The organism is Salinimonas profundi (assembly GCF_014750655.1).
Classification (GTDB): domain Bacteria; phylum Pseudomonadota; class Gammaproteobacteria; order Enterobacterales; family Alteromonadaceae; genus Alteromonas; species Alteromonas profundi_A.
The window spans coordinates 130,246-156,987 of sequence record NZ_JABBXD010000002.1 but is presented as its reverse complement, the minus strand read 5'-3'; the positions used below and the strand labels follow the sequence as shown (position 1 = coordinate 156,987).

Below are 26,742 nucleotides of genomic sequence, written 5' to 3'. Positions count from 1 at the left end.
AAATTATCTCAAAAAGATTTTCTTAGCTCGCGCAGGATTAGAAGTAAGCGAAGCGGTTCGACATCCCGAGCAACGCGGGGGTGAACGTGCTTTAGCACGGCCCGCAGGGTGAGGCTGTGAAGCAGGCGAATCATCCAGCACGACAATCATCATCGTCTAGTTGGTGGGCAAACTTTCAGGAAGGGGACTGCGTACCTACAGCTCATACGCCGCTCTTGAAATATTACACTTTACCCCTATTTCAAAAGCATGAAATTTTTATGACAGTGGGGTATACTTCGTCCCCCGTTTTAGCTGTCGTTTATCCAGGTCAGTACGTTATGACAGTCGCATTTCGCGTAGAACAAGTAGATTATCCATTTCCTGCCAAACCTGCTCAGTTATCAGAGCAGCGTAAATCTGAGTTAAAAACAAAGATTAAAGCGCTGCTGAAGGAACAAAACGCAGTGATGGTCGCGCACTATTATACCGACCCCGAAATTCAGGCCTTAGCAGAAGAGACGGGCGGTTGTGTAGCTGATTCGCTGGAAATGGCAAGATTTGGCCGCGACGCTGATGAGCAAAAGCTTATCGTTGCCGGCGTAAAGTTCATGGGCGAAACGGCAAAGATTCTCAGCCCTGAGAAAACAGTGTTTATGCCCACGCTTGAAGCGACGTGCTCATTGGACTTAGGCTGTCCTGTAGACGAGTTTTCAGCGTTTTGCGATGCGCACCCTGACCACACCGTAGTGGTGTATGCAAATACCTCTGCAGCGGTTAAGGCACGCGCTGATTGGGTAGTTACCTCAAGCATCGCGCTGGAAATTGTTGAGCATCTGGACGAGCAGGGTAAACCAATCATCTGGGGGCCGGATCGTCACCTGGGGTCGTATATTGCCAAACAAACCGGCGCAGATATGCTGATGTGGCAGGGTGAGTGTATTGTGCACGACGAATTTTCCGCGCAGAAGCTTCAGGATATGAAGGCCATCTACCCTGATGCTGCAGTTTTGGTCCATCCAGAGTCACCCGCCTCAGTGGTTGAGATGGCAGATGCAGTAGGCTCAACCAGCCAACTAATCAAAGCTTCGCAGGAGATGAGCAACGACACGTTTATTGTTGCTACTGACAAAGGCATTTTTTATAAAATGCAGCAACTGACACCGGGCAAGACATTTATTGAAGCGCCAACGGGTGGAAATGGCGCAACGTGTAAGAGCTGCGCGCATTGCCCGTGGATGGCAATGAACGGTCTGGAAGCGATATATAATTCACTGACACAAGGCACAGACGAGCACGAAATTTTTGTCGATGATGCGTTACGGGAAAAAGCATTGATTCCACTGGATCGTATGCTGGACTTTTCTGCGTCACTAAAAGCCAAACAGGCTTCTGCGTAATAAATCACCTGTCAGGGCTTTTTTTCTTAAGAAGCCTTGATTCATCAGGCAACATTACCTACTATACGCGCGCTTTGAGTAAATATTTAAAGCATTTTGGAGAGATGGCTGAGTGGCTGAAGGCGCACGCCTGGAAAGTGTGTATACGTTTATAGCGTATCGAGGGTTCGAATCCCTCTCTCTCCGCCAGATTCAAATAAAAAAGCCCTGCCTCGTGCAGGGCTTTTTTATTTGTGTTTAACAGAGTAGGGATGAAAACCCCGGGTTCGACAAAACGGCAGGACAGCCGTTTTGCACAGCCGCAGGCTGCCCGCAGGGCGAGCGCCATGGAAGGCACGAGTGAATCCCTCTCTCCGCCAGATACAAAGGAACCGCCCTAGAGGCGGTTCCTTTGTGTCTGTTGAGTAAGTAAGAATGAGAAGCCGAGTCTAAGGGTTCGACAAAACGGCAGGACAGCCGTTTTGCACAGCCGCAGGCTGCCCACAGAGCGAGCACCGTGAAAGGCGCCAGTGAAACCCTCTCTTCGCCAGATACAAAAGGCAGCGATAGCCTTCACCGCAAAATCTGAAACGCGAAAACGATAGTTGCCGTTACATGATTCACCCAACCAGATGTCACGTGCTTGTAAGATGAAGTAATCGCTGCTGGTTAGTTCGGCCGCGTGTTTCGAATACTCGGGTCAAGTAAATAGGTGGTGCCGTTGACAGTGAATCGTATGATGTAATCGTGCAGAACACCTTCCGGGGTACCATCCACATTTTTATTACGCACGACCAATAATTTGCTGGCTACAGAGTGCACCTGAAATTCTCTGGCATTTTGCGCACTGGATGCGTGCCCTCGCCAGAGCGAATTAAAAGATTCGATACCCGCTTGGACATTGTCAGCATACGCTTTCATAATTTCTTGCTTTTGTGCGACTTCGTTTTGCTCAAATACTTTCAAATCAAAGTCAGCGTAGCCGTCAGGAAAATGAAAGCGTATAAACTTTTTGTCTTCTGTAAACTCAATAATATCGATAGGCTGGTTATCCCGGTACAATGTGAGCTTATCCGGTGCATCCTCATCAGCTTTAAATTCAACGTCAACAGCATTAGGATTGGCGTGCGCTGCAGTAGCTAATAGCACACCGGCGAATACCAGAAAGGCCCATGCATAGGTAAGTTTCATTGATTATTCCTCTGAGTTTGTAGTTAAGCCGTAAAAATTTCTTCGTTTTGTTAAAGCTTATTGTGTTGGTCTATCGTTCACGCCCCTGTGTGGGTTGCCCCGCGTGTTAGCTACCGGCGTGCGCAGTTATACCCTCGTCAGGTGGTAGAATAGTAAGTGCATCAACTGACATAGTGTGGTCTCCATGTCATAGTGAGTTAAGCGCCAGCGCGGTTTGTATATCCGTTTGCAGCGCAGCAAGTTCCGGATACTGCCAGATAAGCTCCGGTGTTTTTGAAACCAGTTTCTCCAATTGTTGGTGATCTTGCTCTGATAATGCTTTTTCAAATAAGGCTATTAATGCGCCCGGACCCTGCAAATTATCCGGTATATCAACGTCCGGCAGCTTAAGAAAACTGCCAACTCGAAAGCGCCAGAGTCTGGCCGCCGGATCACTGGCTGATAACAGCACTTTTTCAAACGGTTGCGCTTTTGAATGTTTACCCTGTGCCCTGAGTAAGCGCCAGTACCAGTAATGGCGATGGTAATAGGTTGCTGTCCAGTAGTTACCTCCCTGTTCAGGGTGTCGTGCATCAACAGTAAAACTGTCGTTGAAGCTTTGCTCGGCAAGGGCTAACTGGTTGCCAAGCAAATACACCTCGCCCAGATAAGCGTGGATAGAGGCTAAAATTTCTCTCCAACGCGTATTGTCCTGATCGTGGCGCACCAACTCCTCAACGGTTTCTCTTTGTGCCTGGAAAATGGTAACGGCGCTATCAAGGTTGCCACTGTAAACTTCTACTTTCGCCAGGCGGTTGTTCGCCAACACGACATTGATGCGGGCACGGTAACTTTTTTCCAGACGCGCAATTTGCTCAAAAAGCTGCTTTTCACTGCGGTAAAAGCTTAGTGCCTGCGTTAATTTGAGTTGTTTTTGGTGGGCAGACCCGAGCCAGGAGTAAACATCGGCAAGGGTTGCGATGGCATCAAGGTTTTCAGGCGCTATCGATACAACCTGCACGGTAACTTCTGCGGCTTTAAGAAAATACGCGATAGCGCCATCAATATCGCCGCGGCTGTCTGCCAGCGTACCGAGGTTAGAATTTGCATAGGCGACCTCCATTAAGGCGGTAGTGCGCGATGGGGCAAGATCCCTGAGCCTGAGTGCGGCGTCGCGGTATGCCAGAAACTGCTGTTCTGCCTTATCCAGATCATTTGCCACCCAGTTTGCATAACCTAACCAGAACTCTGCCTGCGCTTGTTCATAAATATAATCAAACGTATCCGGCGATTGTGCGGTCAGTTTTCTGGCCTGGACCAGGCTTTGTTCAAATGCCTGAGTGGCTTTATCATATTGCGCGCTATCCATGTACACACTGCCTATCTGATACAGCGCTTTAGTTCGGTTTAATAAACTTGCGTCGCTGGTCTGTGTCTCCTCCAGCTCAGCAAAATAGGTCAGGGCTTTTTCACCGACCGATTGCATCACATCCAGCCGCCCCAGTTTGTCCAGCTCGGTATGAAGATCACCAATTAAAAACTCAATGAGATCCTGGCTTTTGGCCAGACTGCGCTCAGCGGATTGCTGACTTTGTCTGGCGGAAAAGGACGCGCTTGTGGCGTATAAGGTGGTGGCAATAAGGGCACCGATTGCCGCGTAACGAGCTATTCGGGCGCGTCGGGCGCGACGCTCAGAGGCCTTGATAAAATCGATCTGGTCAGTGGTCAGGGTCAGGTCGCTGTTAAGCAGGGTTTTACTGTCATCAAGCGGTTTGCCGGCGTTGAGCAGCAGGGCAGGGTCACGATTAGCCTTACGCCAGCGCGTTACCTGATCGGACATCTGATTGCGAAGATTAAGCAGCCACCGGTTAACCTGCAGCCAGCGGGCCAGTCTGGGCCAATGAATATACAAGGATTCGTGAGCCAGTGTAACGATCTCTATTCCATCGGGATTTCTTTCGCTTACTAGTAGTCTGGCTTGCAAAAACGTATCCACTAACTGGCGTGACTTCGCATCGTTTCGTAGTTGGTCACAGGTTGCCCATTTTCTCAAATAGCGCCCGTCTTGGTCACAGCTGGTCAGTTGATTGAACACATGAGCAAAGCGTTTTTGCACCGGCTTGCTGAGCCTTCTGAAAACGGCCTCAGCATGGCTGGCTATCGCTCCTTCAATGCCCCCCAGTAACTTATAATGTTGAAATGTCAGCATCCCGCCGGGTGTGCGCATGTCATAAAGCTGAGTAAGAGTAAACTCAAGCAGCGGCAGGCTTTCAGGCGACTGCGCGGCACGATCCGCGATGACTTCATCCAGCGGGGGCTGACCTTTTCCACCTTCTTCAAAGTGTAAGTGCGCGGCCATTGCCGGCGTGGTAATCATCTGGCGAATGTTGTAGAGCGCCGGCGGCGACAAGTCGTACTGACCACCATGTTGCTTCAGACGAAGAAAATCCGGGGTGGCGCCAAGGTGGTGATAACAGTCACTGCGCAATGTAGCGATAACAAAAATATCTAATTCTTCCACCAGTGCGGCAATCAGCTCGGCAAAGCGCTTCTGATGAGCGTCGCAAATAGCCGCTGATGTATAAAGCTCTTCCAGTTGATCAATGAGAATAACCAGTGTGCAAGAAGGGTGATGTGTATTCAGTGCGTCGCGGATTTGCGCAATGAACGCCGCCTTGTTGTCTCTGGACAGTGTTGCGGTGGCACTTATCTGATTTTTGGGAACAAGTTGTTGTGCGCTATTGGCAGCTAATGCTGATACCAGAGCACGAAAAGGATCCCCCTCAATATCCGCCGGACGCATCACACCGCGAAGTACTGGTCCGCTACCCGGTAACAGATCAGGATTATAAAACGCCGGTAAAATGCCGGCTCGGGCCAGACTTGATTTTCCCGCACCACTCATGCCGACAATCAGCAGAAACGGCTGGTGCATGGCTGCTTTAAACTTAAGCTTTTCCAGCGACTCTGCTATTGCATCATCGCGTCCGCAAAACACATTCGCATGTTCAAAGCGAAAGGCTTTAAGCCCCTGGAACGGGTTACCGCTGTACCATCCCCGTGCATTGAGCATTTCTGTTTCGGTGGGCGTGGGCAGAAAATCATCAAGCCAGCGATGCAGGTGTTTTTCCAGTAAACATTCAAATTCACCGATGGTTTTATACTGATGATACGCGTTACTCAAGCGCTGCTCATTGTCAGTGAAGTGTCGATTAAAAAACGCATTCACTGGGGTTGCATTCTGACCAGCACGGTCGGTGCGGCGATACACCATCATTGCCGGTTTGCCCTGAGTTTGCTGGGCGTTACGGGCTGATACAAACTCATACTCAGTGCCGGTTAACGGGCCTTTTAATGGCGCAGGAATGGCTGAGTCAGGTAACAATGTACCTGTGCGTTGCCATAAGATAAGTATAAATAAATCAACATTGGCGGGGTCGGGCAGTTGCGGCTGAAATGATTCTCTGGCCTCCAGTGGCTGCTCTTCCCACAGCATCAGATTGAGCTTGCTGCGATGACCGAATATTTTTCGTAGCCGCTCAACGACCCGTGCTGTTAAAGCGCGCTCGAGCACCACGTCCCCTGGCGAGGATACAAAAATATTGCAGGTGGGCATAGGAGGTATATTCGACTATGATAATATTTACAGTCTAGTTCAAAAATCAACCAGTCACATGGGCTTTCGCGCTTAACAGGCGTTTGTCATCTGGCAGTATGGCTGTGACTACTAGCTGTCAGTCCACGCCTCTTCGACCAGTGAGCGGAAAATCTTTTTATGAACACTGATTATGTCTGATCGTGCTGTCACTTCTGTTTATCAACAGTTTGTTGATTCGCCTCTAGTGCCGATGACCTTGAGAGTAGGCGTTGCCGGCCATCGCGAACATGCCAGTATCAGCCAGGATAACGATATCCTGATCAGGCAAATTACAACGCTTTATAGCCTGATCAACACACAGCTGAAGCGCTGCCATACGCATGCCCATGCACAGACACTATACGCAAAAGCAGAGCCTGTACTCAGGCTTATCTCTTCCATGGCCGATGGCGCTGACCGACTGTTACTGGAGCCTTCGCTGGTCAAAGAGGATTACGAACTCGCCTGCGTATTACCCTTTGATGCCCGTGAATATGCCAAAGACTTTGATGCCGATAGTCAGCGTATCTATTTTGAGTTGTTGCAAAAAGCGCATTACGGGACACCTGAATCGAAAGTGCTCGAGTTAGACGGAAGACGCGAAGAGGCTGATATCGCTTATCGGGACTGCGCTGAGGTGCTGGTAAAAAATTGTGACGTACTGATCGCGCTATACGATGGCAAGGACAAGGCAGGCTATGGTACTGCCTGGACAACTACACTCGCATTATCTGAAAAGATACCCGTCATCTGGATTGATACTGAGTATGCTTGCCAGCTGTATTTTATGCATCGGGAAAATGGCAAAACCATCACTGAACCTTTTACCGAGACCGCTCTGCATAAATGGCTGGGCCATATTCTGCTATTTGATACATTGCTCTGCGCGCCTGACGACGTGCGAAAAAATGACCTTACCTGGCGAATTTTACAGCGCTTTAATGTATTTGCCAGCGAACCGGGCTTATCGCTAAGGCCTGAAATAGTGCCAGATTTTAATGATCGCGGCCCTGTGACTATGACACGTGGCCGCAAAAGCCTTCTCCATAATGGTTTTGCATGTTTGAGGCGCATGCTCATTTCATCAGACAGTATTAAGCAAGAAGTCCGTCGACACGAAGCGCAATTACCGCAATCAGCAAAGCTGGCCGACGATGGCGATTCACCTCAGGCCGAAAACTTTCACACACCCGCCAGCCACGCTTATTTTGCGGCCTATTTGCGTGCAGATCGCCTTGCCAGTTTTTATGCTTCCATGCACCGCAGCACATTTCTGTATATTTATCTTTTCGGTGCGGCAGCGTTAATGGTGGCAGCACTGGCTATCGCTTTTTCCGATCCGGTGCTATACGGACAGACCGCGCTTATCTGTGCACTGATAGAAATGGTGCTATTACTACTGATTTATATCCTTTATAAACGTGACCACTACACCCGGTTACACGACCGCTGGCTTGAATACCGCTGTATTGCCGAGTTTCTGCGACCGACATTATTCTTGTCACTTTTCAGCAGTCACTTTCCCATGCGCCGGTTCAGGGACAGTGAAGAGGTATTAGGGAGAAACCTTCTTGGCCACGGTGGGCCTGAGCGCTGTTGGGCATACCTTTACACAGAAACCGTTTTACGCTGGACAGGTTTCTCCGGACGCAAGATGGAGCAGACATATTTGTCTGATGCGTTGAGGTTTACACAGAAGCACTGGATACACGAGCAGTATCACTACCATACACGCAATGCTATCGCTACAAAGCAAATGGGCAGGCGACTGGCTAAAATCAGTGAAGGCATGTTTGTCGCAACCATCATCGTTGTCGCCACGAAGATTTTGCTAACATACTACTTGCCGGAATATTACACCATCTCGAAACTGTGTGGTTTGCTGGCCGCCTGGTTGCCTGTGATTGGTACCACGGCATTTGCAATTCGTAATCACGCTGAATTTGAAATATCCGCGCAGCGAAGCCTCAGCGCCCGGGAGGTGTTGCTTGGTTACCATTGCAACATCTCTGCACTGGGCAGCGGGGCATTCACCGCTAAAGAGATTGAGACTTTGCTGCGTGAGTTGACCGCACAATCGATAACCGAAACTGCCGACTGGCTGGAAATTTATGAGGTAAAAGATACAGAAACCGCATAAACCGTCTTTAGCCGGGCTGGGTAGTTTAGTTGTAGGATGGGTCGTGACGAAGGGTAAGGCTGAACGTTTGTGCGGTTTTCCTTCATGCTGATCGGCATTACCGCCGGCCACACCAGACAGTGATGCAGCGCCCTAATTCACGCCAAACCGGAAGTTAGTAAAACGGATAGTTGTCATTGCTGTTTAGCACTGTTATTTGCATACCGCTAATGGTTTAGGCTCGTCGTTATCCTGTACCCTGAATTTAAATGCCGCGTGTTTTTTTACGCTTTTATCTGTGGCAAACATTGCGACAACCGGACAGGTTTGATGCTTACCGGTAAGCGAAATATCACCGTTTTCAGCATTTTCTCTGACGATATCAATAGAAGGTACATCCGGTGTTCGATCGCTGCCCGTCATATACGCCTCAGCCAGCTTAACTGCGTCATCGACACAAAGTAACTTACTTTTAAATTCATCTGAGTTGTCTTGTCTGAGTACAAGATTCAGGGAAGGGGACTGCTCACCATACGGACCGAACAGTAAAAATGTAGAAGGGGCCAAATCCACATTTTTAAAGCCGGATGATTGTTCTTTGTCGAGTTTGCCCAGCAGGGTTTTCCTATCGGGCTGACCCAGTTCCGAGATGACTTTTCCCGAACAAAAGTCTATCGCGGCGCTAAACCCTTCTGCTATTTTTTCCATAAATCGCTGCTCACCCTTTTTAGCCAGCTTTTCATCGGCTATTGTGTCAGGAGACTGGCCAATCAGGGTTGCGGCCCCAGCCAGCGCTGAGCCCCACATACTATCCTTGTCGATGTCCACATCACCTGCTGCCTTAAAATTTACCTTCGGTGGTTGTTGTGGTTTGAACCATAAAGCCAGGCGTTTTGTCTGGGGCGCGTAGTGCGTAATGACCTTGCCGGTCAAATCAACATCAACCTTGAATCTGGCGAATTCATCGGTGCTGAAATCGGCGCCCAGCACCTCTTTTTTTCTGTCCAGCCAGCGCCAGCCATTAATGCCAAGTGACAATGTCATGCTGTTTTGCTGGCTATCATCATAGCTGACCTGACATGAATGTATCCAAAGCGTGCCGCTATAAACCTTTTCCTCATTTTGGTTTTTTTGTTGTAAGCCCCGAAACCGATTCTGCAAACGATCACATATCTTTTTGCCTGCAACGTCTGTCACTGCAGCAGATAAGTTGCTGGTATCGGCCTGAGCCGTGTGCGCATATATACCAGACAATGATACGCATAATATTGAAACGAAAAATTTCATTTATTCACCTGACGCTTCAAGCGTGTAATAGCCTGATAGCCGTTAGAGTTATGAGGAGTCAGCGCAAGAGCAAACAGCGGGTTTCTTATGCCTACGGTGAAAGGCGTGTTGAAAGTTCAGACGTAACTGTCAAATACGCCTGTCATATTGAAAATGAAAGGTAAAAACACCTCGTGTAACCTCTGAGCGATGAAACAGCTGGCAAAGGCCTGATGCGGTGGCTTTGCCAGACAGAGAGCGTTTCATTGGTCAAAAACAAACAACGTTTTACTGTGTTGTGATGACCATCCCACCTTGTGGGCGAAGCGTAAATGTGTAATTACCATCGTTACTGATGGTCGCTTTTTGTAGTTTGGTATCGCCTTTGGCGGTATCGTAATATACCGTTACAGGCTTGCCTGACAGCATTGGCAAATTGACATCAATCGATTTCTTTTTGTCTTCACCGTTAACAGCTGCAATATACCAGGTATCGTTTTTCTTACGTGCTAGTACCGCGTAGTCCCCGGGGGTGCCGGCTATAAATTTAGTTTCATCCCACACAGTTGGCATTTTTTTCAGTAGCTCAAGCACGTAATCGGGTTGCTCATGATAATTATTAGGCGTTAAGCCAAAATGCTGAACCGGAGAGAAATAAAGAATTCCCGTAGCGAGTTCAAAGGTATCGGTGGTTTTCCTGATAGTCCCTGACTTCTGTTCCTTAGAAAGCCGGTCATTGAGAAAGACAGGCGCGAAATCCATTGATGCGACGGTATTACGTGTAAAGGGCAGGATGGTCGCATTAAACGCATGCTTATCCAGTGCATCCTGTTCAAACACCAAGTTTTCAGATGCCAACACCGCTTCCGATGTGACAAAATTGGGATACATTCTTTCCCAACCACGTGGCAATGTACTACCGTGGACGGTTATCGTCAGGCCATAATCATTGGCGTCGGTGAAAATATCTTCGTATAACTGAATGGTTTGTTGTTTGTCGCCGCCAAAAAAATCGACCTTAAGCCCTTTTACGCCAATCGCTTTCAACCATGCCATTTCTTCTCTTCTGGCCGGGCTGGTATTCATCTTATCCTGTGGAGTTTGGGGGGCATCATTCCACCATCCGTTCGAGTTGTACCAGAGAATAATGCCAACGCCCTTATCACTGGCGTAATCCACAAGCTTCTCTATCTTATCCCGACCGATTCGCTGGTCCCACCAATTGTCAATCAGTACATATTCAAAATTCAGTTTGGCGGCAAGGTCGATATACTTGAGCTGATCCTGATAATTTATGCTGTCATCCTGCCAGACAATCCAACTCCAGGTTGCTCTGCCCATCTCATAATCCTGAGAGGCGGCATAGCGCGGCTCGACCAAATCATATGACACCGTCGTTTCTACGATTGGGGCAAGTGTACTGCCCAGTGTAATAGTACGCCATGGCGTCACAGCAGGCATCGACATAGCAGCATACGTGCCTCCGATACCGGAATTTTCCCCCTCCTGAGGAAAGGCAAGTGGAAATACACCTTGCTTGTTACTCTCGCCCAGGCGCGAACCCACATAGGTACTGTCCACACCCGTCTCCGAGATTAAAAGCCAGCCATGTTGTGCGTTCTTAAACAGGGCCGGAAATGTATATCCTACGCCGTTTGCAGAAGAATCAGTGACGGGCGCGTCAAAGGTATAAGGCTCTTCATAGCTGGGTTTTGTTTGCATCCAGCCGGTCTCGGGTAAAGCTTGTGGTGTGATAAAGGTGGTCGCTTCATCGGGCAGATTAAAGGTGGTTGCCTCGCCCAGCACTTTGACCCTCGTCAGCGTCTCCGGACCGGATAATCTGTACCGAAACGCCACGTCCCGATTACTGACCCGGTATTCAATCTCTAACTGGATATCATCTTTACCAGTGAAAGTTATCACTGCACCGTTTGCCTGATAATGCACGTTACTCACCTTGCCGTGCATTAGCTCGTAATGCTCATCTTGCTGCGTGTTTTGGTGGGAAACGTAGGTCAGATTGTCTGAGAAATCACCTAACGATGTCTTCAGCCCCAGTGATGATGGCTCCAAAAAAGTGTGGTTATCCAGTTTTACCGTATAATGTGGTCCGTCACCGGCGTTGTCTATTACCACCTCAATATTGCCGTCCGGACTGGTCACGATAACGGGCAGAGCCGCCTGAACACCGGATGCTGTCAACGTTAATAGAATGCCAGCTATTGCTTTTCTCATGTTTGTCCCTTATAGAAAATATCAGTATCGGGTTGTCTTATGCTGTTAAAAAGAAGCCGTTATTCCGACGGTGTATCGAGGGCCGGTCTCCTCAAGAAGCAGAATCTGATTGCTGTAGCGGCCTTCTTTTCTGGTTTTTTCATCAGTGACATTAATGCCTTCTAGAAAGACCTGCATATCCTCGTTGATGTTATAACTGACACGTACATCGACTTGATCGTATTCAGCCACGTAGGTCGGTTCGCCGCCAAAGCCACGTGCTGTTTGCAGGAATCGATCGCGACGGTTCCATGCCACCCGCGCCTGATAAGGGCCTTTGTCATAAAATGCAATGAGGTTGTAGGTATCGCCTAATCCCACCAACGCGAAAGTCTGGGTGGTATCACCCACATCCAGTTCGGCGTTGCTGTCTACCATAGTGGCATTGGCGGTAACGCCAAACCCACTCAAGAATCCAGGCAGAGAATCGAAGGTATATTGCGCACCCAATTCGATACCGTCCACGGTTGCTTCTTCTGCGTTGTCTACCAGACTAACCTCAAAGACAGGATCACCTTCAAACAGATTTTCAGAATCGGCAATTGGAAAGCTTCTGTTTTCGACCGTACTAACCAAAAAGTTTTCCACATCTTTCCTGAAATAGCCGGCAGTCAGATAGCCACTTTCGCTGTAATACCATTCCAGGGTAACGTCGAGATTATCTGCCACAAAAGGACGCAGATCGGGGTTACCGCTGTTGGCCGACAGGTTACCGGGCCGGGTTGCGCCGAGTGTTGTTCTGGGAGACAGTGAGCCCAGCGGTGGCCGCGTCATTGTTCTGGATAGCGCTATCCGTCCTACCAGCTCATCGGTAATATTGAGTTTAAAATTGGTACTTGGCAGAAAGTAGTCATACGTGTTGGTCTGGGAAACTTCTTCTTCGCCAGAAAGGACGGGCGTATATAAATCTGCAGCGGCAAATGTCAAATCCTGCAGAATCTGCGACACCCCGATGGCAGTCGTTTCTGTATGAACATAACGGGCCCCGACATTCCAGGTCCACGGCATACCACTCCATTCGCCTTCAAATACGGCATTGATGTAGCCAGCCATTATTTCTTCTTCAACCTGTGATGAGGTGGGTCTTACCGCCAAATCAAAACCGCCGGACTGTTCCAGTAATGCAGCCGTGCTGCCTGCTTCGAGCCCCAGCGCATTGTCTCTGGCTGTCATCGCCTCGTCGGACTCCAGGTAATTGATAAACTCATCAATATCAAAAGATACCCAGCTGGAAGGAAGATTTCCTATCCCCCCTAAAAAATCATTGCTGATCCCTGTTTGTGAGAATAGCGAATCAGGAACATCTACCTGAAAGCCACAGTAAGCACACAGCACGTTGTCCGGCGAAAGCCTGATGGTTAGCGATTGATCTTGTTTTGAGTACTGTGCGCCAAACGTGACTTCCACCAAATGCTCTTTATTCGCAGCCCAGGTTGCATCCACGCGTTGCTGAAACACTTCATCCTCAAAATCCTGTCCGCCGCCAAACACTCCGCCGCCAGTACCACGCAATGTAAAATGCGCTCTGGCCAGGCTTGGATCGCTTAATGCCTCATCGCTCACGCCACTTACAGTTGGGTAGCCATTGTCGTCGTAAGAAACAGTACTGAAGTTTTCGTCTTGTATCCCGATCCCCGCGACAACGACGTCAGTATTTTCCGCTCCGCCAGAATCAGCCTTTGACCAGGATGTATCAAATGATAAATTGAATTGATCATTGATCCACCAATCAGCGTTGAAGCCCACCGCATATAGGTTCGTAGGACGATTGAGTTGTGCCTCGGTAGCGTCGGCATTTCTGTTTTCGGTAACGCTGGTCGCTACATTATTAGAATCGAACGTGGCGTCAGATATCAGCGTTGGAGTGAAGTATATTCCGACGTTACTGGTGTGTGATTCAACTTCAAAGTCACTGTACATCGCATCCAGAGTAAACTCTACATCCTGTGAAGGACGATACTGGAAAGTGGAGCTAAAGGTGGTGCGTTCGCGATTTTCATGAATCGGGCTAATATTCAGGTTTTGCGGGAAGAAAAACTGCTCATCTGCACCGTATCCCTGTTCTGCAAGGCTACCGGCAATATTCGTCATATCGTCACGGTTGAGGACCAGATATCCGTCAGTAAGAAGGCGGTTTATCCGGTTTTGACGCTTTTGCTGTGTCAATGAAACTAACACGCCCACCGTATCATCGTTAAATGTGTCACTGACCATGCCAAAAAACTGAGGGCTGGTTTCATCTGATAGCGCCTCGTACTGTGCTTTTATCGATGATACAGCCTTGAAACCGTCATAATCTAACGGACGCGGTGTTCTCATCACGACCGTAGATCCAATACCTCCCTCATCCAAATGTACAGGTTGGGACTTATAAACTTCTACACCAGATACTAGTTCGGCAGGCAGCACATCAAAATTAAAGGAGCGGGCACCTGTATCCGATGCCAGTCTTCTGCCATTAAGTAACACCGTATTAAACTCAGGGCCAAAGCCACGCACTGTTATTGACTGACCCTCACCACCGCTACGGTCAATAGCAACACCTGAAATACGCTGTAATGATTCTGCCAGGTTGGTATCAGGAAACTGACCAATGTCTTCTGACGAGATGGCATCAACAATCTGGTTTGAGTTTCTTTTCAATGAAACAGAGCGTTGTAAGCTTCCTCTGATACCACTTACCTGAATAACCTCAACATCCTGTTCTTGCGCGTCGCTCGACTCCTGTGCATGGACGGTCAGACTACCCAGGCTAAGCGCGATTGAAAGTGCGGTGAGCGAAAGCCGCGAAGAGGATACAGAAGGGTGGGTAGCGTGCAATTTAGATTTCATAGTAAGACCTATTCTTTCAGATTATCTTTCGAAAGCTGAGCAACAGAATTATTGAATAAAACACGACGCTGGTCAGAAGTTGATGACGCATATAACAAAAATACAATATTATTGTAATATAATTAACGTTACGTTAACTTAATGTTTACTGTCAATAGAAAGTTGAAAAAGAAAACTACTCAGAGGTGAACGCGATATATTACTTTCGTCAGGGCAGTATTTCGTTACATTCTAAATTTGAGCACTCGGGTCAGCGCTGGTAGCGTTATGCTGATATCTGGAATCAAGGACACGCTATGTTAAAGAATCTGTTAGCCCGGGTGGGCATTGGTAAGGCCACAGTTGATGCAATTTTAAAGTCTGATCAATTACGTGCCGGTGAGATGTTTGATATTGAGGTACTGATCAAAGGGGGCGAAGTTGAACAACACATCAACGGCCTGGAGTTTGCGATTATGGCAGATGCTAAAGCCGAGGCAGACGTGGGCGACAGTGAAGTCAAATACAACAAAAGTGTGGTGTTGCAGCACTGGAACCAGCGCTTCGATCTGACTGTCCAGCCGGGAGAAACACTGACCAATGAATTTTCACTGCAGCTGCATCCTGAAGTGCCTGCCACCGAGCTGTTCGGGCAGCGTATAGGCAAAGTCTGGTTGCAAACCGGGCTGGATATTAAAAGCGGGATGGATGGCAGCGACAAAGATCCGTTAACCATTTTACCCTCAGACACCCAGATGGCGGTGCTACAGTTTATCAGTAACAGTGGTTACCGGTTGTTTAAATCAGATATTGAAGCGGGCCACGTCAGGGCACGTGAATTTGTTTCGCATTTACCCTGTTATCAGGAATATGAGTTTAAACCTGAGTCGCGTTCATTATTTGGTGCCAGAGAACTGGAAGTTACCTTTGTCGACAATGGCAGTGAAACCGGGGTGCTGATTGAAAAAGATCGTGCGTTTCTGGGTGATGGTTACCAGTCAACATCTATCCCTAATCACTGTAAAACGGTTGATGCTGTGCGGCCTTATATCGAGCGCCTGCTGGGATAATAAAAAAAGCCCGGCGGGCGCCGGGCTTTATACCTGTGATTACTCTTTCAGGCCTCGACGCTTGAGTAGCGCATCAACCTCAGGCTTTTGTCCTCTGAACTCGATATAATTTTCCATCAGGTCCTCACTGTTACCTTTGGAAAGCACTTCCTGTCGGTAGTTTTTGCCATTCTCGCGGCTCAGACCACCGTTATCATCCATATAGGCAAACGCATCAGCAGCCAGTACTTCGGTCCACAGGTATGCATAATAAGACGCCGAATAGCCGCCTGCGAACGTGTGGCTGAAATAATTAGACTTATAACGCGGTTTAACCGGCGCGTAGTCGATATCATGGGCTGCCAGTGCTTTTTGTTCAAACTGCGGAACATTACTGACATTATCGTCAGCGCTTAGCATGTGCCACTCCATATCCAGCAATGCGGCGGCAAGGTATTCCGTGGTATTGAAACCCTGGTTGAATTTTACCGCTTTGAGCATTTTATCCAGCAGCGCCTGGGGAATAGGCTCGCCGGTTTCGTAATGATTCGCGTAATTTGCCAGCACTTCCGGGTCGATAGCCCAGTCTTCGTGAAACTGCGAAGGAAACTCCACAAAATCGCGTGCAGTAGCCGTACCCGCCAGACTGGGGTATTTCACCTGCGAGAACAGGCCGTGAGCAGCATGTCCGAATTCATGGAACAGGGTGCTGACTTCATCATAGGAAAGTAACGTTGGCTCTCCGGGGGCGGGTTTAACAATATTCAGCTCGTTGTAAACCACTGGCTTCAGATTATTCTGGAAACTCTGGGTAACGAATTCGCTCATCCAGGCACCACCGGCCTTACCTTCACGCGCATAAGGGTCAAAGAAGAACAGCCCGATGCTTGAATCATCGCTGTTAAATACTTCGAACACTCTGGCATCATCCACATACACAGGCAAGTCGTTGCGCTCTTCAAAACGAATACCATACAATTTGTTCATCGCGAAGAAGAGACCATCTTCCAGCACGCTGTTCAGCTCGAAATAGGGTTTTACCTGGCTGTCGTCGAAGTCGTATTTATCTTTACGTACTTTTTCAGCGTAAAACGCCCAGTCCCAGGGCTTCACAGAACCCTGCACACCTTCTTCATGCATGATGGCTTCAATATCAGCCGCTTCGCGCTTAGCCCGCGCCACCGCTTTAGGGGCCAGGTCATCGAGAATCTCAAATACATTTTCAGGTGTTTGGGCCATCTGGTCGTCAATTTTGTATGACGCCCAGTTTTCAAAACCCAGTAATTGCGCTTTTTGCGCGCGCAATTTTGTCAGTTTTAAAATGATGGGGGCATTCACATCCATCGCGCGGTTCGCGGAGGTTTTCCAGATATGCTTGCGCAATTCGCGGTTTTCCAGGCTGGCCAGGATCGGCTGGCGTGTGGTGTTGACCAGTGAAATCAGATAGCCCTGTTTACCTGCGCTCTCGGCTGCTGATTTCAGATTCGCTTTTTCTTTATCTGATAACCCGGCAAGTTTTGACTCATCTTTGATAACGATGGTGTCATTTTTAAATGATGCCAGAATATTTTGCGAAAACTGTGTTTCTAATGTTGAAATCTGCTCGTTCAGACTGCGCATTGTCGATTTATCTGCGTCAGACAGATTAGCACCGGCACGAACAAATTTATTGTAATAAAAATCTGTCAGACGCTGGTCAATATCACTCAGTGATGACTTATTGTCGTGAACGGCTTTCACGCGTTTGAACAACGCATCATTTAAATAAATGTTGTCTTCGTGTGCAGTCAGGCGCGGTGTCATTTCAGACTCGATACGGCGCACTTCATCGCTGGAGGCGATGCTGGAAAGGTTAAAAAACAGGTTGGATGTACGCTTTATCAGCTCACCACTGTTCTCCAGCGCCAGTATTGTATTTTCAAAAGAAGCAGGTTGAGGGCTGTTTGCAATGGCTTTAACTTCCGCACTTTGCTCCTGCATACCTTTTTCAAACGCCGGTTCATAATCTGTAATTTTAATTTTGTCGAACTCAGGCGTCTGGTAGGGCAGGGTGCTTTTTCTCATCAGCACGTTATCTGTATTGGCTTGCTGGCTTTCAGCCATTACTTTAGCGGTATTGGTGTCCTGGCTACTGGTACATGCCGACAGTGCTATCGCAGCGGCAATAGCGGTCACTATCATTTTTTTTTGCATTCATCTCTCCATATCACTGACTTTATGGTCAGTTGTTCTGTTGTAGGCGGATTACTTTAGCACGCAGACTATGCTGCTCAATCAGACTAGCCGTAGTAATCGGTGTCTTTATCCTGTCTTAGTGGCGTGAGGATGTAAATAACTATGATATTCGGTACTTGCTGTAAGGTGCAGTAGATTGTAACCGGGTGTGTCCAGCTAAGATAAGCGGGAGTAAGGCTGATGAACAATGCCATCAGCCTGTGACGAAGGGGAAAGTATTAGCTGTTCGCGAACTTTGTCAGGGCGTCACCGCTTAATCGATAACCCAGCCATTCACTTTTAGGTTTCGCTCCGATGGACTCATAGAAGTCGATAGCCGGTTTGTTCCAGTCCAGTACGCTCCATTCGAAACGACCACAGTTGTGTTCAATAGCATGTTGCGCCAGGAATTTTAATAGCGCGGTGCCCGCACCTTTACCACGCTCATCGGTACTGACAAACAAGTCTTCCAGATACAGGCCATTTTGTCCCTGCCAGGTTGAATAGTTATAAAAATACACAGCGAAGCCCACAGGATGCCCGTCATCACTTTCACAAATCAGGCAGTGCGATGTGGCGTTGTCCCCGAACAACGTGTTCCTGATATCCTGTTCGCTGGCTTCAACTTCATCTTCGGCCTTTTCATAACGGGCCAGCTCTATAATGAAATTGAGAATCAGCGAGGCGTCGGCCTGCTCGGCAGGCCGGATTGTGTAGTTATTCATGTTTTACGATTTCCTTACAGTTTTAATAACCAAAGCCTACCATTTTACAAACCAGAAAAGCAGCGCGATGCGGCTAAGTAAATAAAAGCCCCCTTAAGTGAAAGGGGGCTTTTTAATGTCACCACAGCCTAATGAGAAGATAAGCGACGGTTACCAGCAGAGTTTTCAGGAGTGCTGCGTTGATGGCGCAGTATCTTGTTCTCCATTGTTATGTTTTCTACGCAGCCGGTTTATCAGTCGTTTCATCACGCCTTTTACATCTTCAAGTATCATGTACAGGCAGGGCACCAGAATCAGCGTGACCAGGGTTGCGTACATTACCGCAAAACCCAGCGCTGCAGCCATGGGTATAACAAAAGCGGCCTGCAGGCTGGTCTCAAACAGGATGGGGAGTACACCCGCAAAGGTCGTAATAGAGGTCAGCGTAATGGCTCTGAAACGGGCCGTACTGGCACGGGTAACCGATTCTGCGATACTAAACCCTTCACGGCGGGCCTGATTGACATAATCGGTCATCACCAGCGAGTCGTTGATAACGACACCGGCCGCCGCAATAATGCCAAAAAATGACATCATCGACAGATCGAGCCCTAACAGGAAGTGCCCCCATATGGCGCCGGTCATGCTAAATGGAATAACTGACATGATAATCAGCGGTTGCCCGTAGCTTTTCAGCGGAACCGCGAGTAACACGTAGACCATGATCATCGCAGCATAAAAGAACATCTGTTGTTCATTACGCTGTGCCTGTTGCTCTTCAATATCGCCGCCCAGTTGCGTTAAGACTGAAGGATAATCTTCTTTGAGCTTCGGCATGTGGGTTTTGTTAACGTCTTCAATCACCGCATCCGGCTCGACGGCCTCTTCATCAATAGACCCCCAGACATATACACTGCGATAGCCTTCCTCTCGGCGTATATAGCTGATGCCTGGTGATTCGACCAGATTGACCACATCACCGAGCATGACATCCTGGCCGGCCGGGGTTTTGATCACCGAATATTTCAGTTCAGAAAACTGTTCACGAGTCAGCTGCGGGTAGCGCACCATCACGCGTACTTCCTCATCGCCGCGGATAACACGCTGCGCCTCGCCTCCGTAAAACCCTGCGCCTACCTGATTGGCAATGTCAGACAGCGTTATACCAAGATCGTAAGCTACAGGACGCAGCGTCATCTGAACTTCTTTACTGTCAGGATCGATCGTTGAGCTGATATCGTACAGCCCTTTCTGCTGCTGCAACATGGCAATAAAGGCCCGGCCGGCAGCATTAAGTTCATCAATGTCCGCGCCGTAAAGTAAGAAGCCAAATTCGCCGTCGTCGCCACCACTGTTAACATCATCAGCGACGCTGAAGGATTTCATGCCGGGAATTTCGGGCATGGCTTCACGCCAGCGTCTGGCTAATTCAAATGTATCAAAGGGGCGGGCATCTTCATCCACCAGAGGCGCGACAACCCGTCCGGATGTTCTTTCCTGATTGAAAGCCAGAATATCGCGCACCATGTTGGCGCCGGTTTCCTGTTTGATCCTGGCGTCCACGTCCCAGATTGTCTGTTCAATAATTTTCAGCGCATCAATCACCGCTCTGTCGGAAGCGGTTTCGTTCATTTCAATGCGTATTTGCGGAAAGTCGTGCGGCACTTTGGGGTTGGGCACGCTGCGCACATAATTAGCCATGATGAGGCCGACACTGATCATCAATACCACAAAAAACAATGCCAACACACTGTAGCGCCAGCGGGTGGCTTTCTCCACGAGCCGTTTATAGGGGCCGTGCACAAAGCCGTTAAAACGATGATTAAAACGCGCGCGCCATGAATCCTGTTTCACAGGCGGGAATTTGGTATGTGCAATATGCGCAGGCAGAATAAGCTTTGACTCTATAAGGCTGAATGCCAGGCAAAGGATAACAACTACCGCGATGTTGTAGAAAAACGCACCTTCCGGGCCACTACTTAGTGTGAAGGGGGCAAATACCGCAATGGTGGTCAGTACCCCGAAAGTGGCGGGAGTCGCAACACGTTTGGCACCCCGGATCACATTATCTACACCACCGCCCTTACTCTCTACTTCTGTATACGCGCTTTCACCAATGACAATAGCATCATCGACAACAATCCCCAGCACCATGATAAAAGCAAACAGTGAGAGAATGTTTACAGTCACACCAAATAAAGGCATGAGCATGAAGGCACCAAGAAAGCAGATGGGCAGGCCAAGCATAACCCAGAACGCTAGCCTGAATCGCAGGAACAGTGTCAGAAGAAGTGCTACTAACAGTGCCCCTTCAGCCAGGTTCATCAGCATCATCTCCAGACGGGCGTTCAGATAATAGGTCATATCCACCAGAACTTTGAGCTCTATGCCGTCTGGCAATGTTTTATTTTTGCTCTCGATATAGTTTTTTACCGTTTCTGCCACCGGCACCATATCCTGCGTGCGGGTGGCCTTTACTGCCATATAGATGGAGTTTTTGCCCGAATAACTGAAATACCATTCACCTTCAGTGAAGCCATCGGTGATAGTGGCAACATCAGAAAGCAGTACTTTGGCGCCATTCTGACCGATCTTAACCGGGATCTGCGCAAAATCGCTGCCACGATAGTATTGATTTTCCACCCGAACAGAAATCAGGCCCGCTTCAGTACGTAATTGTCCGGCGGAAATATTGGCCGAATAATCGCGGATCGCGCGGCTGACATCTGCAATCGTAAGATTGTATTTGCGCAACATATCCGGAAGTATTTCAATGGCAATCTCATCATCCGGATCGCCGACATCAACCAGTGACACAGAACCTAGCTGCAGCAGCTCATCTTCAATTTCTTTGGCCAGCGGCTTCAGCTCGCTAAGCGGGACATCACCCACCAGCGGCATCTCAATCACATTTTGCTCAAATTCCTGCTGCGAAATATTGACCGGCTCCATGCCCGCAGGAAAAGTAGCAATGCCATCAACCCGAAATTTTACCTTGTCCAGAACGTCGGTCAACTCGGCTTTCTTATCAATCTCCAGCGTTACCGTGCCTGAGTTTCGAAAGGCCCGTGATACCACCTGTTCAATCTCGGTGACATCTTTAATAGCTTCTTCCACTTTGATAAGGATACTTTCTTCAATTTCCTGGGGAGAAGCGCCCGGATACTGGGCAGAAATGGTGATGTAATTGAGCTCTATATTAGGGAACATTTGCCGCTGGATACTCATAAAGCTGATAAGTCCCATCAGCAAAATGAATCCCATTAACAAATTGGCCGCCACGGAGTTTCTGGCAAACCAGGCGATAAGGCCGCGATGCGTGTCAACTGGCATAGTCATGATGCTGGCCCTCTACTGCTTTTGCGCGACAAGGTGATCGCTATCCCGGGCAACTCTGACTTCCATCCCCGGCTGCGGATACTCCGGCAGTGTCATAACCACATTTGCGTTGGCAAGATCGGCGCGGATATAAAAATGTTTACCACTTTCATGCACCACCTCAACCTTTTTTGGGACCAGTTTTTGGTCACTGTCCATCAACCAGATACGGTTGTTGGTCACCAATTCCTGGGGGATACGGTAGACATCTTTGAGTGTGCGTCCTTTAAACGAAATATTGACGTAACTGCCAAATTTTACTTTCTGCGTGTTGCTATCAATGCCGTAAGGGTCGTCAATGCGAAGCACCAGGTGAGACAGGCGTGTGGCAGCATCTACCACACCGGAGTCGCGGTGGATATAGCCCTCAATAACGGACGCCTGGCGGGCATCCGTAGACACTTTTACGGCAAGTCGGCTAAGGTTTTCGGGTAACAAATGTCTGTCGAAGCCGGCGATGGGGAAGGTGACTTCTGCCGTTTCAATATTATGGATGGTGGCGGCCAGCGTGCCCGGCGACACATAATCGCCCACACCAATTTCGCGCGACACTACCAGTGCATCGTAGGGCGCTTTTACCTCGCAATTTTCCAGATCCCGCTGCGCTATTTTAAGCATTGCTTCAGCAGATTTCACTGATGCCTGTGCGCTTAGCAGCTGTGGTTTGCGCAAATAAAGCTCGGTGACCTGGGTGTCAGGCATCAGCCTGGCTTCCTGTTCGGCGACCCTTGCCTGTGCCTTTTCCTGAATAAGCTGTGCCTGGGCGGCACTCAGATTAGCTTCTGCCTGCAGCAAAGCAGCTTCGTAAGCATCTTTTTCAATGGTAAAGAGTGTATCGCCGCGACGGACCAGTCCGCCATGAATAAACCCCTCACTCCACTGAATCACCTCACCAGCCACCTGGGCGGCCAGTTGTGTTGTTTCCAGTGGTGTGACTTCTCCATAAGATGTCAGTGTTACGGTATGATTCTGGGGAGAAAGTGTATCCACGGTGACCAAAGGCCGTGTGTCTACCTGTTCACTGCTTTTTTCTTCTGGTGCGGTAGCCACAACGCCATAGGTGGCCGCTATACCAACAAGAATAACCCCTACCGGGGCGAGTACTTTTAACCATTTCATGTTGTATCGCTTCTATCGAAGGTTTGTCCCTATACTACTCCTGAATGATAAGACAAACCTTGTACAAATGTAACGATATATTAAACAGCACTTAACACGAATGTGGTTTACTGATTTTGTGGTTCTTCAGATATTTTCAGCTGAGCGGTTTCGTTTGCCATCTCTGCAGCCAGTTGTGCAATAAGTTCGCGCATTTGCTCCACGGTATGCTCAAAACCATCCTGCTGCTGGTCAGCGCGCAGGAAAAACCGCTTGCTGACCGGCTCGCCATCATCAGGAAACAGCCAGTACTGACCTTTCAGCACCACAAATCCCTTGTGTGTGGCAATAAAGTCGTCGATGACCAGCGTTACACCGGTGGTTTGGGCTTTGTCGTAGATATTCTGGGAGAAAACCTCAATGCCCTGGTCTTGCCATAAATTGGCCGACAGGGTCTGCAAAAAATCGCCAGCCAGTGGTTCTGCCCAGACATGCTGAGATGAAAACAATATCGTAGTGGGGCCGGTTTGCATGGCAAGACCACGTTGCTTGAGATAATCAGGTAATTTGATTTTATCAATACGTAATCTGCCGGTAATCTCCTTTGATGCCGCCTCTTCGGTTGCCGGTGAGTGAAGTAAATAGTAGTTCAGCGATACCGGCTCTGAGGCGCACCCGGCTAACAATATAAGACCTGCTATCAGTAAACCTGATTTTATCATTATTCGCGCTCTCCTGATTTCGCTTTAGGCTGACGATCGGTGCCACTGTTGTTGGGAAATATAAAGCTACTGGGACGCTGATTCAGTTGAAGAAGCAGCGGCTGCAGATTTCTCAGCGTTTCCTGCATGGCATCAACTGTTTCCTGGATCTCACCCTGACTCAGACCGCCTTCAGAGTAATTTTTAAGTAGCGTTGAGACATCGGTAAGTACCTGATTCAGGTTACGGTTCAGCGCTTTGGTGTCCAGATCTTCCAAGACTACACCGACATTGTTGCTGGTTTCCTCAAGCGCGTTGGCTGCGGCTTGCATGTCCTCAATGACCTTGCGCGTATCTCCAACCAGTGTATCTAAAGGTAACTGATTAATTTTATCCAGAATAGCATCTGCTTTTTGGGTTATTTGCGTGAACTCATTAGAGACCGTGGGGATAACCTCAAAGCCGTTAATGGTTTTCATGCTGGTCTGACTGATCTTCTGGGCATGATGCAGATCAACATATAAGCCGCCGGTGAGCACATTTCCCATACGCAGTGTGGCGCGCAGGTCGCGCTCGACCCAGCCACGCAAGGTCTGTTTAACAAACTCCAGACTTTCCTGATTATCCTGCTGGCGCACCTTGCCCGGATAAATTTTTATAATCACCGGAATGGGATAATCTTCGTCCAGAATATTACCACCTGCAATATCGGTAGCGTTGATACGACTGACCTCACCAATCTCAATGCCACGATACTCCACCGGTGCACCTACCGTCAGTCCTCTGACGGTTTCGTCAATCAGTAGTACGTACTCAGCGGCGATTTTATAGCGGGTGTTATAAGCTGCAGATTCATCTTCATAAATACTGAAACTGGATTCACCGGTGATGCGCTCGCCAGGCGGCGAGTCTTCAGGGATACCAAAAGTGATGCCGTTGGCAAGTAGCGTCTCCAGACTGCCTGTCTCGATCTCAACACCACTGGAACTTAGATGCAGCTTCACGCCGCTGGCATTCCAGAACCGTGTGTTACTGGTGATCAGTTTATGATACGGCGCTTCAATAAACGCCGAGTAATACACCTGGCGCTCTTCAATATTAAACTCAGATTCTTCAAATTCACCTACCTTAAAGCCTTTGTAGATGATGGGGTCGCCGGTTTTATAGGCGAAACGGTCATCGCTTTTCAACGTCAGGTGAAGGCCGGGCGTGCCCACGGGCGTGGCCGGCGCCCGCTCAAGTGCCACAAATTGTCGTTCTTCATTGCCCTCATCATTGGCTGACATTGCAATATAGCTGCCCGATATAAGAGTATTAAGGCCGGAAACCTCGGAAAAGCTGATGCGTGGGGATACTACCCAAAACTGCGTTTTGTCGGTAAGCAATCGCGCTGCACTAGCTTCCATGCGCGCTGTCACTAATACGCCGTCAAGCCCGGGCTTAAGCTCAATCTTTTTGACCTGTCCTACATCAACATCACGGACTTTGATTGGCGTCTTGTTGACTTCAATACCCGATGCGGATTTTAGCTCAATGGTGATAAGCGGGCCCTGGTCGCGCCACTGTGTGTAGACCATCCACCCTCCTACAAGGATAACGAAAATCGGCACCAGCCATATTTTCGATATGCGGCGGGTTGATTTCACATGCGCCTTTTCAGTCATTTAATGCTTTCCTGTTTATCCATATCAGTCTGCTATCAAAGGTAATAGCCGCTATCATCGTCACAAAAACCACAGCGCAAAATGCCAGAGCGGCGGGGCCGGGGTAGACGGAAATTGTATTGCCAAGGCGAATGAGTCCGACCAGAATCGCAACTACAAACACATCGATCATAGACCAGCGCCCGATTGCTTCGGTGAGCCGGTAAAAGCGGGCTCGGGTACGCTTACCCCTCGAGTGTTGATGCTGAACAGTAAAGTTGAGCCAGCTCAGAATCGCGATTTTTCCTATCGGCACAATCACGCTGGCAATAAGTATCACCAATGCTACCGGATATGAACCAGATTGCCACAAGGTAATGACCCCCCCTATGATTGTGCTTGGCTCATCATTGCCAAATAATTGGGTATGCATAATAGGCAGGGTGTTAGCCGGAATATAAAGCACGGTGGCGGCCAGAAGTAACGCCCAGGTGCGCTGGATGCTTATGGCGGCGGTATCTCTTGTAACCGGTTCCGGTTTGGGCAACCGGCCTTTATACAACCACAACCCCAGCCTGTTTTTGTCAAAGTTTACCAGACTCATCGTCAGGCATCCGGCAAAGCCTATAAAAGCAAAAAAAGACAGGCCAAAACTGACCTCAGCCATACTGGTCACTTTAATCAGGCTCACCAGGGTGCCGACCATAAAGACCTCCGCCATGCTCCACTGACTTAGTATCTTCACGGTTTTATACCATTGGCGGGATGAAGGCGCGCGGCGATTGGCCAGATAACCGGTACAAAGAAATACAATTCCAATCAGAACAATGCAGGGGATGATAAGAATAGCCAGTGCGGTTATTACAGCCAGTGACACGTAATCCTGTTGCACCAGAACATTCAGCGCATCGGAGATATGAATACTGTGTTGCTGACCATTGCTTTTAAAAATCAGGAAATTGAAGGGCAGGCTCAGTACCAAAAACAGCAGTGCTGATAATGCAAACGCAAGACTATGCTGAAAGCCAGCATTACGAAACGACAACAAATCATGATGGCAGGTAGGACATAATGCCTGCTGACAATGGTTCAGCGCAGGTATCGACACATCTGTGTAACACTGCTCACAGGTTATGGTTACGGGCTGCCCCTGGTTATGCATTTATGTTGCTCGATTAAATTGGGTAGGGCGCATTGCACCTTGATGACACTTAATAATAGAGAATATTGTTGTAACCTCCAATAAGATCATTGTGTTAAGTGCGTTCAGTGACGTGAAACAACCGTCAGACCGCCGTTTTCCGCTGTGATTTGTTACTG

Annotated in this window: 15 protein-coding genes and 1 tRNA gene; 4 read left to right on the top strand and 12 right to left on the bottom strand. The window is 48.6% G+C overall.

What is annotated here, in order from left to right; genetic code table 11:
- Positions 1 to 320: 320 nt before the first annotated feature.
- Positions 321 to 1,379 (top strand): quinolinate synthase NadA, encoded by a 1,059-nt coding sequence (gene nadA, locus HHX48_RS05130; RefSeq protein WP_191022872.1) that lies wholly within the window; start codon positions 321 to 323, stop codon positions 1,377 to 1,379.
- Between the two features lie 98 nt (positions 1,380 to 1,477).
- Positions 1,478 to 1,568: transfer RNA gene (locus HHX48_RS05125), tRNA-Ser, on the top strand.
- A gap of 459 nt (positions 1,569 to 2,027) precedes the next feature.
- Here the strand turns inward: HHX48_RS05125 and HHX48_RS05120 are convergent.
- Together HHX48_RS05120 and HHX48_RS19030 are read right to left on the bottom strand one after the other, a co-directional pair.
- Positions 2,028 to 2,549 (bottom strand): hypothetical protein, encoded by a 522-nt coding sequence (locus tag HHX48_RS05120; RefSeq protein WP_191022870.1) that lies wholly within the window; start codon positions 2,547 to 2,549, stop codon positions 2,028 to 2,030.
- Positions 2,550 to 2,736: 187 nt separating this feature from the next.
- On the bottom strand, positions 2,737 to 6,102 hold the full coding sequence (locus tag HHX48_RS19030; RefSeq protein WP_191022868.1) for an nSTAND1 domain-containing NTPase: 3,366 nt from the start codon (positions 6,100 to 6,102) through the stop codon (positions 2,737 to 2,739).
- 214 nt (positions 6,103 to 6,316) lie between these two features.
- Here HHX48_RS19030 and HHX48_RS05110 point away from each other — a divergent pair, with 214 nt between their 5' ends.
- Positions 6,317 to 8,305, top strand: coding sequence for a hypothetical protein (locus HHX48_RS05110; RefSeq protein ID WP_191022866.1), 1,989 nt, complete (start codon positions 6,317 to 6,319; stop codon positions 8,303 to 8,305).
- A 192-nt stretch (positions 8,306 to 8,497) separates the two neighbouring features.
- On the opposite strand, the gene HHX48_RS05105 is transcribed toward HHX48_RS05110, so the two are convergent.
- The 3 genes from HHX48_RS05105 to HHX48_RS05095 form a co-directional block, all read right to left on the bottom strand.
- Positions 8,498 to 9,571, bottom strand: a complete 1,074-nt coding sequence (locus tag HHX48_RS05105; RefSeq protein WP_191022864.1) for a hypothetical protein — start codon at positions 9,569 to 9,571, stop codon at positions 8,498 to 8,500.
- A 267-nt stretch (positions 9,572 to 9,838) separates the two neighbouring features.
- Entirely contained in the window at positions 9,839 to 11,785 is a 1,947-nt protein-coding gene (locus tag HHX48_RS05100; RefSeq protein WP_191022862.1) for a glycoside hydrolase family 97 protein, read from the bottom strand.
- Between the two features lie 45 nt (positions 11,786 to 11,830).
- Complete coding sequence (locus tag HHX48_RS05095) at positions 11,831 to 14,656, bottom strand: TonB-dependent receptor (protein WP_191022860.1); 2,826 nt, start codon at positions 14,654 to 14,656, stop codon at positions 11,831 to 11,833.
- Positions 14,657 to 14,952: 296 nt separating this feature from the next.
- Here HHX48_RS05095 and HHX48_RS05090 point away from each other — a divergent pair, with 296 nt between their 5' ends.
- Positions 14,953 to 15,705 carry a sporulation protein gene (locus HHX48_RS05090; protein ID WP_191022858.1) on the top strand — a complete coding sequence of 251 codons (753 nt, stop codon included), beginning with the start codon at positions 14,953 to 14,955 and terminating at the stop codon, positions 15,703 to 15,705.
- A 39-nt stretch (positions 15,706 to 15,744) separates the two neighbouring features.
- Here the strand turns inward: HHX48_RS05090 and HHX48_RS05085 are convergent, their stop codons facing one another.
- The 7 genes from HHX48_RS05085 to HHX48_RS05055 all read right to left on the bottom strand — a co-directional run bounded on the left by HHX48_RS05085 (position 15,745) and on the right by HHX48_RS05055 (position 26,584).
- A complete protein-coding gene (locus HHX48_RS05085; RefSeq protein ID WP_191022856.1) occupies positions 15,745 to 17,877 on the bottom strand; it encodes a M3 family metallopeptidase in 2,133 nt (710 codons plus the stop codon).
- A gap of 260 nt (positions 17,878 to 18,137) precedes the next feature.
- Positions 18,138 to 18,623, bottom strand: coding sequence for a GNAT family N-acetyltransferase (locus HHX48_RS05080; protein ID WP_191022854.1), 486 nt, complete (start codon positions 18,621 to 18,623; stop codon positions 18,138 to 18,140).
- Between the two features lie 165 nt (positions 18,624 to 18,788).
- Positions 18,789 to 21,941, bottom strand: a complete 3,153-nt coding sequence (locus tag HHX48_RS05075; protein ID WP_191022852.1) for an efflux RND transporter permease subunit — start codon at positions 21,939 to 21,941, stop codon at positions 18,789 to 18,791.
- Between the two features lie 12 nt (positions 21,942 to 21,953).
- The gene (locus HHX48_RS05070; protein WP_191022850.1) at positions 21,954 to 23,099 is read right to left on the bottom strand and encodes an efflux RND transporter periplasmic adaptor subunit; all 1,146 of its coding nucleotides are present in this window, start codon (positions 23,097 to 23,099) and stop codon (positions 21,954 to 21,956) included.
- 107 nt (positions 23,100 to 23,206) lie between these two features.
- On the bottom strand, positions 23,207 to 23,800 hold the full coding sequence (locus HHX48_RS05065; RefSeq protein WP_191022848.1) for a PqiC family protein: 594 nt from the start codon (positions 23,798 to 23,800) through the stop codon (positions 23,207 to 23,209).
- The gene (gene pqiB, locus HHX48_RS05060) at positions 23,800 to 25,443 is read right to left on the bottom strand and encodes an intermembrane transport protein PqiB (protein ID WP_191022846.1); all 1,644 of its coding nucleotides are present in this window, start codon (positions 25,441 to 25,443) and stop codon (positions 23,800 to 23,802) included. The genes HHX48_RS05065 and pqiB overlap by 1 nt, the downstream gene beginning before the upstream one ends.
- Complete coding sequence (locus HHX48_RS05055; RefSeq protein WP_191022844.1) at positions 25,436 to 26,584, bottom strand: paraquat-inducible protein A; 1,149 nt, start codon at positions 26,582 to 26,584, stop codon at positions 25,436 to 25,438. The genes pqiB and HHX48_RS05055 overlap by 8 nt, the downstream gene beginning before the upstream one ends.
- Between the last annotated feature and the right edge of the window lie 158 nt (positions 26,585 to 26,742).